Origin of the sequence: Psychrobacillus sp. NPDC093200 (assembly GCF_050280345.1) — a bacterium.
GTDB lineage: Bacteria > Bacillota > Bacilli > Bacillales_A > Planococcaceae > Psychrobacillus > Psychrobacillus faecigallinarum.
Genome location: NZ_JBNNVC010000001.1, coordinates 648,841 through 663,653, shown reverse-complemented (window position 1 = coordinate 663,653; position 14,813 = coordinate 648,841). Strand labels below are relative to the sequence as shown.

The 14,813-nt window shown below is 38.6% G+C and carries 17 protein-coding genes; 1 reads left to right on the top strand and 16 read right to left on the bottom strand.

The window, feature by feature from the left end; translation table 11 throughout:
• Positions 1-59: 59 nt before the first annotated feature.
• Positions 60-458 (bottom strand): single-stranded DNA-binding protein, encoded by a 399-nt coding sequence (locus ACQKNZ_RS03400; protein WP_144540476.1) that lies wholly within the window; start codon positions 456-458, stop codon positions 60-62.
• A gap of 250 nt (positions 459-708) precedes the next feature.
• Here ACQKNZ_RS03400 and ACQKNZ_RS03395 point away from each other — a divergent pair, with 250 nt between their 5' ends.
• On the top strand, positions 709-1,143 hold the full coding sequence (locus ACQKNZ_RS03395; RefSeq protein ID WP_144540478.1) for a YwpF family protein: 435 nt from the start codon (positions 709-711) through the stop codon (positions 1,141-1,143).
• Between the two features lie 125 nt (positions 1,144-1,268).
• Here the strand turns inward: ACQKNZ_RS03395 and ACQKNZ_RS03390 are convergent, their stop codons facing one another.
• The 15 genes from ACQKNZ_RS03390 to atpA form a co-directional block, all read right to left on the bottom strand.
• Positions 1,269-1,625, bottom strand: coding sequence for a hypothetical protein (locus ACQKNZ_RS03390; RefSeq protein ID WP_151111287.1), 357 nt, complete (start codon positions 1,623-1,625; stop codon positions 1,269-1,271).
• A 158-nt stretch (positions 1,626-1,783) separates the two neighbouring features.
• Positions 1,784-2,224, bottom strand: coding sequence for a 3-hydroxyacyl-ACP dehydratase FabZ (fabZ, locus tag ACQKNZ_RS03385; RefSeq protein WP_154311442.1), 441 nt, complete (start codon positions 2,222-2,224; stop codon positions 1,784-1,786).
• 15 nt (positions 2,225-2,239) lie between these two features.
• Positions 2,240-2,518: a DNA-directed RNA polymerase subunit beta gene (locus ACQKNZ_RS03380; protein WP_427658134.1), complete on the bottom strand. Its 279-nt coding sequence runs from the start codon at positions 2,516-2,518 to the stop codon at positions 2,240-2,242.
• A 15-nt stretch (positions 2,519-2,533) separates the two neighbouring features.
• On the bottom strand, positions 2,534-3,373 hold the full coding sequence (locus ACQKNZ_RS03375) for a flagellar hook-basal body protein (RefSeq protein WP_144540487.1): 840 nt from the start codon (positions 3,371-3,373) through the stop codon (positions 2,534-2,536).
• Positions 3,374-3,394: 21 nt separating this feature from the next.
• Positions 3,395-4,234: a flagellar hook-basal body protein gene (locus tag ACQKNZ_RS03370; RefSeq protein ID WP_427658132.1), complete on the bottom strand. Its 840-nt coding sequence runs from the start codon at positions 4,232-4,234 to the stop codon at positions 3,395-3,397.
• Positions 4,235-4,250: 16 nt separating this feature from the next.
• On the bottom strand, positions 4,251-5,243 hold the full coding sequence (locus ACQKNZ_RS03365) for a rod shape-determining protein (protein WP_151113772.1): 993 nt from the start codon (positions 5,241-5,243) through the stop codon (positions 4,251-4,253).
• Positions 5,244-6,035: 792 nt separating this feature from the next.
• Positions 6,036-6,296, bottom strand: coding sequence for a sporulation transcriptional regulator SpoIIID (locus ACQKNZ_RS03360; protein ID WP_144540588.1), 261 nt, complete (start codon positions 6,294-6,296; stop codon positions 6,036-6,038).
• A 68-nt stretch (positions 6,297-6,364) separates the two neighbouring features.
• On the bottom strand, positions 6,365-7,054 hold the full coding sequence (locus ACQKNZ_RS03355) for a M23 family metallopeptidase (RefSeq protein ID WP_313955916.1): 690 nt from the start codon (positions 7,052-7,054) through the stop codon (positions 6,365-6,367).
• A gap of 1 nt (position 7,055) precedes the next feature.
• Positions 7,056-7,955 (bottom strand): stage II sporulation protein D, encoded by a 900-nt coding sequence (gene spoIID, locus ACQKNZ_RS03350; protein ID WP_191696650.1) that lies wholly within the window; start codon positions 7,953-7,955, stop codon positions 7,056-7,058.
• A gap of 418 nt (positions 7,956-8,373) precedes the next feature.
• A complete protein-coding gene (gene murA, locus ACQKNZ_RS03345; protein ID WP_144540493.1) occupies positions 8,374-9,669 on the bottom strand; it encodes a UDP-N-acetylglucosamine 1-carboxyvinyltransferase in 1,296 nt (431 codons plus the stop codon).
• Positions 9,670-9,996: 327 nt separating this feature from the next.
• A complete protein-coding gene (locus ACQKNZ_RS03340) occupies positions 9,997-10,230 on the bottom strand; it encodes a DUF1146 family protein (protein ID WP_144540496.1) in 234 nt (77 codons plus the stop codon).
• Positions 10,231-10,513: 283 nt separating this feature from the next.
• Entirely contained in the window at positions 10,514-10,918 is a 405-nt protein-coding gene (locus ACQKNZ_RS03335; RefSeq protein ID WP_144540498.1) for a F0F1 ATP synthase subunit epsilon, read from the bottom strand.
• Positions 10,919-10,942: 24 nt separating this feature from the next.
• Positions 10,943-12,358 carry a F0F1 ATP synthase subunit beta gene (gene atpD / locus ACQKNZ_RS03330; protein ID WP_144540500.1) on the bottom strand — a complete coding sequence of 472 codons (1,416 nt, stop codon included), beginning with the start codon at positions 12,356-12,358 and terminating at the stop codon, positions 10,943-10,945.
• 34 nt (positions 12,359-12,392) lie between these two features.
• Positions 12,393-13,256: a F0F1 ATP synthase subunit gamma gene (locus ACQKNZ_RS03325; protein WP_144540502.1), complete on the bottom strand. Its 864-nt coding sequence runs from the start codon at positions 13,254-13,256 to the stop codon at positions 12,393-12,395.
• 44 nt (positions 13,257-13,300) lie between these two features.
• The gene (gene atpA, locus ACQKNZ_RS03320) at positions 13,301-14,809 is read right to left on the bottom strand and encodes a F0F1 ATP synthase subunit alpha (protein WP_144540505.1); all 1,509 of its coding nucleotides are present in this window, start codon (positions 14,807-14,809) and stop codon (positions 13,301-13,303) included.
• Between the last annotated feature and the right edge of the window lie 4 nt (positions 14,810-14,813).

Here is a 14,813-nt window from a genome sequence, read left to right as displayed (position 1 = left end):
TATTCTGGTCAGGTTTTTTCTCTCTTGTATCATTTGGATGGTTGCGGCCATTCAAAATTTTACACTGGAAGTTTTTTTATTTGTTCTGCTGGAAATTCAAAATCACTTTCTACTTGCTTATTTTCCTCTCTAGTTTGTTCGGTTTCGTCGCGACTTTTGGTAGCTAAAAATCTGATATCCTCCACAATAACCTCTGTTACAAATACTCTTATGCCTTCCCCTTTTTCATAAGATCTTGTGTTCAAGCGGCCAGTGATTCCTACTAAAGAGCCCTTTCCACAGTACTTTACCGTGGTTTCAGCTAGTTTCCCCCAAATTGTGCAAAGCACGAAATTAGCTTCTTCGCTCTTATAGCCCTTACTCACTGCAACAACAAATCCTGTTTGCACTCTCCCCTCAGATAAGTGCTTCAGCTGTGGAGCCTTCGTCATTCTTCCAATTATCGAAACTGTATTCAATCTGTCACCTCCCTTTCATTAGCCATATCATAAGCCTTTGAAAATTTGTTGGCAAAGCGCAGTTATTTCATTTTGGCTCGTTTTTCCGGGTCAAAATGAAATAATGTTATTTGTTTTCAAGAATATTCCTCATCTTACCGCATTCATTGAAATCAAAAATAAGAAATTGGCATTTTCACATTTATTTTTTTCCATAGAATCCCTATGCTATAATGAAGATTAATTAGTCCTACTAAAAGGTGGATTGTATATGAAAACATTTAAAATGATATCCGTGTCCCTTATCCGCAATAATGATGAAATGCCGATTTTACTAGAGGATGGCATAGTAATTAATCAAGAAAATACAAGTCGTTCTTGGATTTTAGAATTATTTATTGATCAAAAACATGAGGATTTCTTTAATGAATTAAAAACATCCAATGAATTATTTAATGCTAAGGTCGTTATCTCTTACCCCGAGAATGAGCCTGCACATTTTGAAGTGGCAACCTACTCCGTTAAGAAAATAGGAGATCATCTTTCCGTGTTACTTCGCGGAACATTAAAGCGTGCACGTAGAAAATACGCTGAATCGTTACTTGCTGAACTTATTGAGGATGGATTAATTGGAGAAGAATTGTTGACACAATTCGAAAAGGATATGAAAACGCGTCCTTCCTTAAAGAAAGACAAAGAAAATTGATATAGGCATACTGACTAATGCCTAAAGAAATAGGCAACTTCTTGTTTACAATACAAGAAGTTGCCTATTTTTTGTTTGATCAACCATTTCAAATTTAAAAACGCTCCATAAGTTACAGAAAGGGACTATTTATCTTTATTTCCATTAACCTCTGGCTCATCTACAAATGTACGTTCATCCATGTTTGAATGATCCATATTTCCATTTAAATCATTATTATCACCATTGTTAAGACCATTGTTCAGATCATCGTTAAGACCATTCATATCATTCTTACCGTTTGTGCCTTCATTCATACCACCATTAGTAGTTCCAGCTCCGTTATTACCAGTGTTCTCATCAGGAGATGGAGTAATTACACGATTACCGTTGTTTAATTCCCCCATTGGTGTTTCATTGTTTGAAGGTACTGCTTCATCATTATTACATCCAACGAGTAAAAGCGAACATAATGCCACAGTAGGAACGACTTTTTTCAACATAAAAATTCCTCCTTTCTTGATATCGTCATCACACTCTTCACGTGACTTACGATAGGTTATCCAAGAAAAGAAGGAACTATCCTATGGCATTATTACCTCTTTTTTCAATGCTCAGCATACTCGCATATACTTTAAAAGAAGTGGAATAATACTATTTATTAGTCGTTGTTTGCAACTGGACCTAATGCAAACAGGATATCTGTTTCACAAACAAGCTCTCCATCGACAGTAGCTATGCCATGTCCTTTGCCCATTGGTCCGCGGAGCTTAGTAAGCTCAACTTCCAGTTTAAGCTGGTCTCCTGGTTTGACCTGTTTTTTAAATCGACAGTTATCAATTCCTGTAAAAAAAGCAAGTCTTCCTTTATTTTCGGGAATTTGAAGCACAGCCACTGCTCCTACTTGAGCCAACGCTTCCACAATAAGAACGCCCGGCATTACTGGATAGCCAGGAAAGTGACCATTAAAAAATTCTTCATTAATTGTTACATTTTTTAATCCAACTGCTCGTTTACCTTCTTCAATTTCTAGAATACGATCAACCATTAAAAATGGATATCGATGAGGCAAAATAGCTTGTAATTGCTCCGTTGTTAGCATGGAATCGTCCTCCAATTATTTACCGTCTTTTATATCAATTATATGTTGGTACGTTTCCCATTTTAGCGCATCCTTCGGCTCACCATCACCTATAACCCCATAGCCAATCATTAGTCCAGCTATTGCAGATATGCAAAAAAGAGCAATAACAATTAGTATACGCAGCCATATAGGAAACATACGAATTTGTACCCACTTGGTTGGTTTGGTATTGTCTACCGTTTCTTTCTTATTTACTTCTTCTTTTTCTAACCTACGCTGTTGTCGGCTAGAAGCCTTTACTTCTTCCGTCATTAAAATAACTCCTTACTAGCGAATTCCATTGATCAAGCCCATCATTTGATCGGCGATTGTAATAGAACGAGCACTAAACTGATACTGACGCTGCGTTGTCATTAAATCGGTCATTTCTTTGGAAACATCTACATTAGACATTTCTAAAACCTGATTGCTCAAGGAAATTTCTTCTCTGTCTGCTCCTTGAAGGTCGGTCATTACATCCTCAGCATTTGCACCTAACTCATCTAAATTCTCGGGCATTACAATATATGTCGCAGACAAGTGTTCCATGAATTGTGGCTTTTGCAAAACGGAAACAGCTAACTCTCTTTGTGCTGTAGTACCATCAGGATATGTTGCAGTTAGCACTCCTCTTTCATTTACAGAAAAGCTAGAAGCTCCCTCAGGAATCGTAATAGCCTGTCCCTGTGAGTCGGAAACAGGATAACCATCTCCGTTAACAAGCATCATTTGTCCATTTTCTATTGGAGAAACATAGAAAGCTCCTTGACGAGTGTATGCAGTTTTTTCTCCATTTTGTCCGTCGGGCATAATGATTTGAAAATATTGCTTAGGCTCCTGAAAAGCAAAGTCTAGATCTCTGCCAGTAGACTGGATGCTCCCTTGCTTCCAGTTCATTTGAGACTGTGCAAGTGCTGCTCCCACTCCATAGCGTATCCCAACAGGTGATTGTCTCTCTGTTTTATCTAATTTATCGTTATTAAATTGCTGATAAAGTAATTCTTGGAATTTTACTTCTTTTGACTTATATCCATGGGTATTTGAATTGGAAAGATTATTCCCTATAATATCCAGTTGATTTTGCAATTGGGACATTGTGTTTGTTGCTGTTATCATTGTGCGTAACATTCAACCACACCTCCTTGGTAATTAGTTAACACGACCAACCTCGTTGACAGCTTTCTGCATGCTCTGATCGTATGCTTGTAGAATTTTTTGATTGGCTTCAAATGTTCTATATGCTGACATAAGCTCTGTCATTGTTTTCGCACTGTCTACATTTGATCCTTCAATATAGCCCTGTTGCATAGCAAAGCTCACATCACCAGTATTATACGCGGATGGTAGCTCCGTGCCATCTTCCGTTCTATATAAACCATTATCCTGCTTCAATAAACGATCCGGATTAGCAGCATATGAAACCCCTAGCTGAGCAACCGCTACGTCATCCACAAAAACTTGGCCATTATCCCCTACACGGAAATCATCATTTTGCAATTGAATACGTTGGCCTGCATCATCTAAAAGATATAGTCCACTTGCATTCGTTAAAAAACCTGAAGCGTCCAATGTGAAGTTTCCGTTACGTGTATATGCTTCTCCCTCAGTTGGGTGTTCTAAACGGAAAAATAGCGCACCTGATTGCCCTGATTCTGCATCCACTGGAAGTACTCCATCGATTAAAGCTATATCAGTGTTCAAGCCTGTTTGCTGAAGCTGCCCCTGTGTTTGCAGAGCAACGGTTTCTGACATATAAACGCCTGTACTAATTCCACCGACAGTTGACAGTTTTTTCCCACTGATCGGATTCTCCGTAGGAATTTTAGCTGGCCCTAGACGTGACATCAGCATATCTGGAAAAGAACGAATGGTAGACTGATCAGCCTTAAAGCCTGGTGTATTCGCATTAGCCATATTATTAGTTAGCAGCTCGGTTCTACGCTGTTGAGCAATCATCCCAGATGCTACAGTATTAAATCCACGAAACATGATGAAGCCTCCACTCTTATCTTCTACTTATTTTATCGATATTATCTAGCATAATTCCAGTGCCAATAGCCACACAATCCATCGGTTGTTCCGCAATAAACACAGGAACCTTTAATTCTTCCATCAACAGACTATCCATACCATGTAGTAGCGCACCGCCACCAGTGATAATAACGCCACGGTCAATAATATCTGCGGACAACTCAGGCGGTGTTTTTTCTAACACATTTTTGGCAGCTTGTACTATGACAGATACAGACTCTCTTAACGCGTGTTCGATTTCATCAGATTTAATAGTAATCGTTCTTGGCAGACCTGAAACCATGTCTCGCCCACGGATATCCATCTCTTCATGACGACTGTTTGGAAAAACAGTTCCAATCTCAATCTTTATATTCTCAGCTGTTCGTTCACCGATTAGAAGCTTGTACTCTTTTTTGATATATTGAAGAATATCGTTATCAAACACATCTCCTGCTACCTTAATAGACTCCGAGGTAACTATATCACCCATAGATAGAACAGCAACATCAGTTGTGCCCCCACCTATGTCTACAACCATATTCCCGCTTGGTTGGAAGATATCCATCCCTGCTCCGATTGCTGCAACTTTAGGTTCTTCTTCTAAATAAACCTTTTTACCACCAGATTTCTCCGCAGCTTCTCGAATGGCCTTTTGCTCCACACTTGTAATGTTTGTCGGACAGCAAATTAAAATTCGTGGCTTCGATAAGAATCCCTTTACGTTTAATTTATTAATGAAATGCTTAAGCATAGCTTCTGTCACATCAAAATCCGCAATTACTCCATCTTTTAACGGGCGAATAGCCACTATATTTCCTGGGGTTCTACCTAGCATTTGTCGAGCTTCTTCTCCGACTGCTAGTACTTTATTCGTATTTCTATCTAAAGCGACCACTGAAGGTTCGTTTAACACAATCCCTTTTCCCTTCACGTGAATCAATACATTTGCTGTTCCTAAATCTATTCCTATATCCTTTGCAAACATTACCAGTGTTTCCCCTTCCTTGCTATAACTTTTGTTTGTAAACTCCGTAATGTATCTAACTTCTAATTTTATCATAGTTTTGTCATAAAAACAGTTTTTTTGAAGAGTATTTTGGAAAAAATTATGAAGAAATTAGAAATTTTTGACGAATTATAAACTATTATCCCGATTCTTCTATAGGTCAGTACGCTCATTTTTATGTTGTGACTTTAGAGGTGAAGTTGAGAAGGAAGCTGTCTGTTTGAATACTGTTAGATATAGGAGTATCTCAGTTGATAGTTACGAATTATTTTGTGTGTTCTTGAAAGACTATTCCTGAGCTACGGATTTTTTCAAGTATCACAATTAGTTACCATATGTAAGGGGATTAATTGTCCATAAGAGCTTTCCTAGCAATAGTTCCCTCCCTAGGGATCCTAACGTTGGACTTCGTTATACAAGCAGTGTTTCATACCTTCTAGAGTCAATACAACTTTTTAGTCAAAGAATCTTCCTTTTTAACTTGAATTGCAGCCTCCTAATCAACCAAACACAACATCAAACACTCTTCACGCTATTTGAATACCTGATCCCATTTGTAGTTTGTTGTTCTTTATTCACCCACTAAAGTGTCCTTTTCCTGTGAATAGAATGCCCTTCCTATCTTGTGCTCTCTCTTTTAAAATAGGCTTTTCCTAGTGCTAATTTATTTTTATTGACCTATGTATATTCTGTAAAGACTTACTCATACTACTCAGACAACGAATTATTTCGGATATAAGAAAAGGCCGTGAAATAATATATTTCACGACCTTACCTATCTTCCTTTTTGGTCCTCCATTTTTGCTTCGTAGCTTCTCCGCCTCGTAGGTGTCTGACTGACTTATGGTAAGCAAGGATTTCTTTGACTTCCTTAGCCAGCACTGGATCCACAAGGTGGAGTCTTTCGGTTAAGTCTTTGTGTACGGTGCTTTTGGAATGACCTGTTTTGCTCGCAATAGCGCGAACTGTTTTCTTTGTTTCAATTACCATTTCACCCAAACGTATGCATCTATGACGAATCGTTTCGTGCACCAACTCTTCCTTTCGTTAGTAAAGGAACACTTTTCACCACTTTATGCATAGCGAAGGGCTAATATGAATTAAAATGCTAGATATGATTCCGGATTTACAAGGACTCCGTTTTCTAATACTTCAAATTGAAGATGGATTCCAGCAGTAGGATTCCACTCATTTTCCGCTGCAGTTGCAAGGGATTGTCCTTGTTCCACTACATCTCCTGCTTTTACTAGAATGCCAGTGACAGAGCGATATTTTGTTAGCATACCATTTGCATGAGAGATTACGATTTCGTCACCTACAAATGGATCAAGATTTACTTCTTCTACTTTTCCGCTTAATGCTGCAACAACTTCAAATGGCTCGTTCTTCATAGTTAGGGAAACTCCTGTGCTAGCTACGTAAGTTTGATCAAAAACAAGTAGAGATTTCTCACGAGTCGCTTCGTCTGCTTCCATATCATAGTAGTGCTGAACAATTTCAACGTTATCTAGCATAGCTTCTTTGAAAGGGTATTTCATAGATTCTGCTTTAGCGTTCGTTTCAATTGTTACTTTGTCTGGATTACTTGCATCGGTCCACTCGGATTCTTCTGCAGAATCATCGCTGACATATACATTATAACCCCAAATCATTCCAACAAATGCTACCGAAAAACCTGCATATACTAGTGGCCAAAACCAAGGTTTTTTCGGGCTGTTACTCTTCTTCTGAGAAGGCTTTTTAGATTGTTCTTCTCTCATTTTCATCACCTCTAATTGCATTGTTGGCATATTAAGGAGATTTTAAACATGGAGAAAAACTTTTTATTTCGGTTCCTGTATAATAATGCAATAAAATATCATGAGCCTTCGCAGAATTGTTAGCCATTACCTCAGCTCCATACTGGCTCATTCCTACTCCGTGCCCATATCCAATAGTTTCCACTACAACTTTATCATTTTGAAAAGCTATTGAAAAATCAGTAGAGGGTAATCCAAGTAAAGTTCTAATTTCTCTGCCTGTCCAACTTTTGCCGTTCATTTCTACTGACTTTACTCGATTGGAGTCTGTCCGTGCTATTTTGACAGTACCCCCAATATTATTAGACCACTTCATCTTAAACGTGTCCGACCATTCTTTACTCGTAAATTCAAATTTCTGTTTCATTTTATTTGAGAATTGCTCTTCCTTTTCACTCGGCACTGATACTAAATAGGGAATTGCATATCCGCTATAATTCTCCGCGCTTTCTGTTTGCCCATTGCTTGTTGAAAAAAACATTGCAGTGATTAACTGATCCTTATAAATAATAATTTCTCCCTCTGTAGAAGCTACGATTTTTTGAAGCTTCTTTTCGTATTCCTCAAAGGACGCACCCCAACGCTTTTTTCTCTCCTCTGGACCAACATACACTTGCTTCTGTACCGTCTTGTCGATTGACTTTGCTCCGTAATCGGTTTCTCTTAAAACATAGGTCCTAGCAGCAATAGACTGCGCCTTCAATGCTTCTTCATGGAATGTGATTGGCATTTCAGCGGCAACTACTCCTAATACATACGTTTCTAGAGGAATTTTTTCCTTTACCCCTTTCACCTCAATTTCTATTGGACAGTCAACTTCAGTTTCCGGTACGACTTCTGGTGCAGCTTTTTCTTTCACTCTGTCTTTGATCAATAAAAAAGGTAATAACATAAGGCAGATGCATACGATTACTAAGAGAATGTTTTGTTTCATAGGGGTAATATATGCAGCTACAAAGAATCTAATGACGGACAAGCTATAGAAAAGCTGCTTGATCTATCTCTTGTCATACAGATGAGTAATAGGAAAGTGTTTATACTCTATCATTTCTGAAATCATCCATTTAACCAATAGTATATGGACATGAATTCTTATTAAATTTATGGAATGCTATAAGAATCTATTTGAATCTTTATATTTAAGTAGCCTTTATACACTATTTTAGCCCCTTAGAGGCTATTTAATCTTATAGATGAGCATTTATACTAAAATGTTAATTTTCACTCTTAAAACGCCTAAAAACAGCGTGAAAAATTACATCAAAAAAAGCACAATACACGAATAGGTGTATTGTGCTTTACATATATTATTAAACGAGTTGAACTGCTTTTTCTGTGTTTTCTGTTCCAATACGTTCGATGTCTGCACCTAAAGCTGCTAGCTTTTTGTCAAAATCAACGTATCCACGATCTAAATGGTAAAGTTCAGTTACACGAGTTACGCCTTCTGCAACTAGACCTGCAATGATTAGAGCTGCCGCTGCACGAAGATCTGTAGCTGCTACCTCTGCACCTTGAAGGTTAGATGGGGAATCCATCATGACAGAGCGACCTTCGATTTTCATGTTTCCGTTCATACGTCTAAACTCTTCCACATGCATAAATCTGTTCTCAAATACAGTTTCCGTAATGATACCGGTACCATAGGCTGTCATCATCAATGCCATCATTTGCGATTGCATATCTGTAGGAAAACCTGGATGTGGCATAGTTTTGATGTCTACTGATTTCAAGTTTCCTTTAGAACGCACACGTAGCCCTTGGTTCTCTTCAGTAATTTCCACACCCATCTCTTGCATTTTAGATATTAGAGCTGTCATATGCTCTGGTACTGCATTTTCAATTAATACATCGCCTTTTGTGATGGCTGCTGCAACCATGAAAGTACCAGCTTCAATACGATCTGGAATAATGTGATGCTCAGTGCCATGAAGTTCTTCGACTCCCTCGATACGAATAGTATCAGTACCAGCACCTTTTACTTTACCGCCCATTTCATTGATAAAGTTTGCTAAGTCTACGATTTCCGGTTCTTTAGCAGCATTTTCGATAATCGTTGTTCCTTCAGCTAAAGCTGCTGCAGTCATAATATTTTCTGTAGCGCCCACACTAGGTACATCTAAATAAATTTTAGCACCTTTTAAACGTCCAACAGTTTTCGCTTCTACAAATCCATGACCAAATGAAATCTCTGCACCCATTGCTTCAAAGCCCTTTAAATGTTGGTCAATAGGTCTTGAACCAATAGCACAGCCCCCAGGAAGAGCTACTCGAGCAAAACCATTGCGCGCAAGAATTGGACCCATAACAAGGATTGACGCTCTCATTTTGCGCACATATTCGAATTGTGCTTCACTTGATAGTCTTTGCTGTGAGTCAATAATTACTTCGTTGTGCTCTGGGCTATATTTGATTTCTGTATTTAAACTTTTTAATACTTCATTTATCGTCAAAACATCTGCAAGTGTTGGTACATCTTTAATCACATTTTTCCCTTTTGTCGCGAGCAAAGCTGCTGCAAGTACAGGTAATACTGCATTTTTAGCACCCTCGACCCGTACGTTACCTTTTAACCTTTGGCCGCCTTTAACAACAATTTTATCCACTTAGTTCCCTCCGCGTTCATAATCCTCTTAAGCTAATATATAAAAGAAATATGTATGGTGTTGTTTTTTGTTATTTCAAAACAATATCATCATACAACGTATTTCGACTATATACAAGCACCGAAAACCCTATTTTCTTGTCCTCTTTTGGTAAATTTTCTTAGTCTATTATACGTAATACCCAGTCTTTTCGTGTAGATATTTATAAATTACCCCACATGTTATGTAATAAACATATTCGACAGCATATTTCCCAGGAAATATGAGGAGATTCTACATGCTCATACAAACTTGTCCATAATTTGCATGAGCATGCAGGATCTTCTACTAAAATAAGTACTGTAATTGGTTAGACCAGGAAGTTAAATTTAAAAAGAAATTAGCTACTGTCGAGCCTAACATAATACTTACCAAAATAAAGAAAAGCTGGGCTTGAAATACATGATTCTTTTTAATAAATTTGTCCACCATAAGAGCTTGTAATGCATAAAAAGAAATACCGATAAAAAAGATATTAGCTAATATAGCGATAACAGCTTGCTCTGAAGTCAAAAGACCCATTATTTTCCCTCCAGTTTTTAAAAACGAAAGCCTTCCTAGAACGATGTACTGCTCAACAAAACAATTAACATGTTTATGTTTTTGTCGTTTCAAAAATACCCTCGTCAAATTACTGTAAAATCTCCCACTTTTTATAGCAAGAAATTCAAAGCTCCCAAATCTGACCATAAAGTTTAAAGACCCTCAAATTAGGAAAAACACTTAGCAAAGCAAGTACATTCTTAACAGTCAAGAAAGAAAAAACGGACAGAAATAATCTCTGCCCGTTTTATCAAAAAAACAATTATAATCTACCCTCATAAGCGTTGATACGATTAAGCGCTCTCTTCAAAGCAAGTTCAGCACGATTAAAATCAACTGATTCTTGTTTACTTTGAAGTAGTTCTTCTGCACGTTTCTTCGCTTCTTGAGCACGAGCTAAATCTATACTTGAAGCAATTTCAGCGGATTGAGCCAAGATTGTAACCTTTTCAGGACGAACCTCAATAAATCCGCCACTCACTGCTACAAATTCTGATTTACCATCTTTTTTCAATTTAACCGAACCAATTTCAAGTGGTGCAACCATTGGAATATGGCCAGGTAAAATACCGATTTCACCCGATGCTGTTTTAGCGATAATCATGTCTATTTCAGAATCGTATACCGGGCCGTCGGGAGTGACAATATTGACTGAAACTGTCTTCATATTTTTACCTCCAGGTCCGATTTATTATACTTCTACGCCCATGCTTTTCGCTTTTTCCACAACTTCTTCGATACGTCCAACTAAACGGAATGCATCCTCTGGTAAATGGTCATATTTTCCTTCAAGAATCTGTTTGAAGCCTTCAACAGTTTCTTTAACAGGAACATAAGAACCTTTTTGACCTGTAAATTGTTCAGCAACATGGAAGTTTTGAGATAGGTAGAACTGAATACGGCGAGCACGGTTAACTACAACCTTATCCTCGTCTCCTAATTCATCCATACCTAGGATCGCAATAATATCTTGAAGCTCTCTGTAGCGTTGTAAAGTATATTGTACTTGACGTGCTACTTCGTAATGCTCTTGTCCTACTACTTCAGGAGAAAGCGCACGAGAAGAAGAAGCTAATGGATCTACCGCTGGATAGATACCCATCTCAGATAATTTACGCTCTAAGTTTGTTGTTGCATCTAAGTGAGCGAATGTTGTTGCAGGAGCTGGATCCGTATAGTCATCGGCTGGTACATAGATCGCTTGGATAGATGTAACAGAACCTGTATTAGTTGACGTGATACGCTCTTGAAGTGCACCCATTTCTGTAGCAAGTGTTGGTTGGTAACCAGCTGCTGAAGGCATACGACCTAAAAGTGCTGATACCTCAGAACCTGCTTGTGTGAAACGGAAGATATTATCGATGAATAAAAGTACGTCTGCACCTTGTTCATCACGGAAATATTCAGCCATTGTAAGACCAGTTAGTGCAACACGCATACGTGCTCCTGGTGGCTCATTCATTTGACCGAATACCATTGCTGTTTTCTTAATAACGCCAGAATCGCTCATCTCGTGGAATAAGTCATTTCCTTCACGCGTACGCTCTCCAACACCAGCGAATACTGAGATACCGCCATGCTCTTGAGCAATGTTATTGATAAGTTCTTGGATAAGAACTGTTTTCCCTACTCCGGCACCACCGAACAGACCGATTTTACCACCTTTAATGTATGGAGCTAAAAGGTCTACTACTTTGATACCTGTTTCAAGAATTTCAACTTCAGTTGAAAGGTTTTCAAATGTTGGTGCTTGACGGTGAATTGGGTCACGACGCTCAGCAGTAGAAATTTCTTCTCCTAAGTCAATTACTTCACCAAGAACGTTGAATACACGTCCTAAAGTTACGTTACCAACTGGAACAGAAATTGCTGCGCCAGCATCTAATACCTCTGCACCACGTTTAAGTCCATCAGTAGATGACATCGCAATTGTACGAACTGAGTCATCACCTAAGTGTAAAGCTACTTCTAAAGTTAATGTAGTAGGAGCTTCATTTGGACGTTCAATCGCTACAGTTAATGCATTATAGATAGCTGGTAAGTGGCCGTTGTCAAACTTAACGTCAACAACTGGACCCATTACTTGTAGTACTTGTCCTTTGTTCACTACTGTTCCCTCCTGTCTTACTTTCTTTCTTTACCTATTCTAGAGCCGATGCACCGCCGACAATTTCCGTAATTTCTTGCGTAATCGCAGCTTGACGTGCTCGGTTATATACTAACGTTAAGTTACTAATCAAATCAGTTGCGTTGTCTGTTGCAGATTTCATAGCAGACATACGAGAAGCATGTTCACTTGCTTTACCGTCGAGTAATGCACCAAAAATTAGGCTTTCCGCATATTGTGGAAGAAGTACTTCTAAAATCGCCTCACTAGAAGGTTCGAATTCATAAGAAGCAGTTGAGCCTGTAGTTTCTGCTGCAATATCCGTAAGCGGTAGCACCTTTTTCTCAGTTACCTCACTGGAGATGGCACTTACAAAGTGGTTATAGTACATATAAAGTTCATCATATGTACCATCCGTGAACATACCAACAGCTTTGCGCGCTATTTCTTTAACATGCGAAAAAGAAGGTTGGTCTGGTAACCCTATCACTTCTCCAATTACGTTTGAACCACGTTTTACGAAGAAGTCACGTCCCATGCGTCCAATTGCAAAAATTACATACTCATCCTTTGAAGCATGGCGTTCAGTAATAGCATTCGCAACAGCACGTATAACATTACTGTTATATGCCCCTGCTAAACCACGATCAGAAGTAATGACGATATATGCAGTTTTCTTTACAGGTCGATGAGTTAACATTGGATGTCCACTATCACTTGTTCCTGAAGCAATGGAGCCTACTACCTCTTGCATTTTAGACATGTAAGGAACGTATGCTTTCGCATTTTCCTCCGCACGGTTCAATTTAGAAGCAGAAACCATTTGCATAGCTTTTGTTATCTGACTTGTTTTCTTAGTTGACGTAATTTTATTTTTAATGTCGCGTAAAGATGCCACTGGTATTTCACCACCTTATTGTTTTTTTCTCTTAGACAAAGATATTATTCAGATATAGCAAAAGTTTTCTTGAATGCAGAGATTGCATTGTTTAAATCCTCTTCTGAAGGAAGATCTTTTGTCGTGCGAATATGATCTAAAACGTTTGTGTGGTTTGAATCTAACCAGCTACTAAGTTCAGCCTCAAAACGAGAAATATCTTTAACTGGAATATCATCTAAATGGCCACGTGTTAGAGCGTATAAAATAATAACTTGTTTTTCTACTTTAATAGGAGAGTTCAAGTCTTGTTTTAATACTTCTACTGTACGTACACCACGATTAAGTTTAGCTTGTGTTGCAGCATCTAAATCTGATCCAAATTGAGAGAATGCTTCAAGCTCACGGTATGCAGCTAAGTCAAGACGAAGTGTACCGGCAACTTTTTTCATTGCTTTAATTTGAGCTGATCCACCTACGCGTGATACGGATAAACCAGCATTGATCGCTGGACGTACACCAGAGAAGAATAAATCAGATTGTAAGAAGATTTGACCATCCGTAATAGAAATTACGTTTGTTGGAATGTAAGCAGAGATATCTCCAGCTTGTGTTTCAACGAATGGTAATGCAGTGATTGAACCTGCACCTAATGTTTCATTTAACTTCGCAGCACGCTCAAGTAGACGGCTGTGTAAGTAGAATACATCCCCTGGATATGCTTCACGACCTGGAGGACGTTTAAGAAGTAATGAAAGTTCACGGTATGCAGCAGCTTGTTTAGATAAATCATCATAAACGATTAATACGTGCTTACCTTCGAACATAAATTCTTCTGCCATTGTTACACCAGCATAAGGAGCTAAGTATAATAATGGAGCTGGAGCAGATGCAGATGCAGTTACAACGATTGTGTAATCTAAAGCACCTTTTTTACGAAGTGTTTCTACTACATTACGAACAGTCGATTCTTTTTGACCGATTGCTACGTAGATACAAATCATATCTTGGTCTGCTTGGTTAAGGATTGTATCAATCGCAACAGATGTTTTACCTGTTTGGCGGTCACCGATGATTAACTCACGTTGTCCACGCCCGATTGGTACAAGAGCGTCAATCGCTTTAATACCTGTTTGAAGTGGTTCATGAACAGATTTACGTGCCATAACCCCTTGTGCAGGACTTTCGATTGGACGAGATTTTGTAGTTGCGATAGGACCTTGTCCGTCAACTGGTTGGCCAAGTGGATTGACTACGCGGCCAATCAATTCTTTACCAACAGGAACTTCCATAATACGGCCTGTACGACGTACTTCATCGCCTTCTTTGATGTCTGTGTATGGTCCAAGGATAACGATACCAACGTTATTCGCTTCCAAGTTTTGTGCCATACCTAACACACCAGTTGAGAATTCTAAAAGCTCTCCAGCCATGACGTTGTCGAGGCCATGAGCACGCGCGATACCGTCACCAATTGTAATAACCGTACCAACGTCGCTAACTTTCATCTCAGATTCATAATTCTCAATCTGCTGTTTAATCAAGACACTGATTTCTTCAGCTTTGATGCTCATGTAT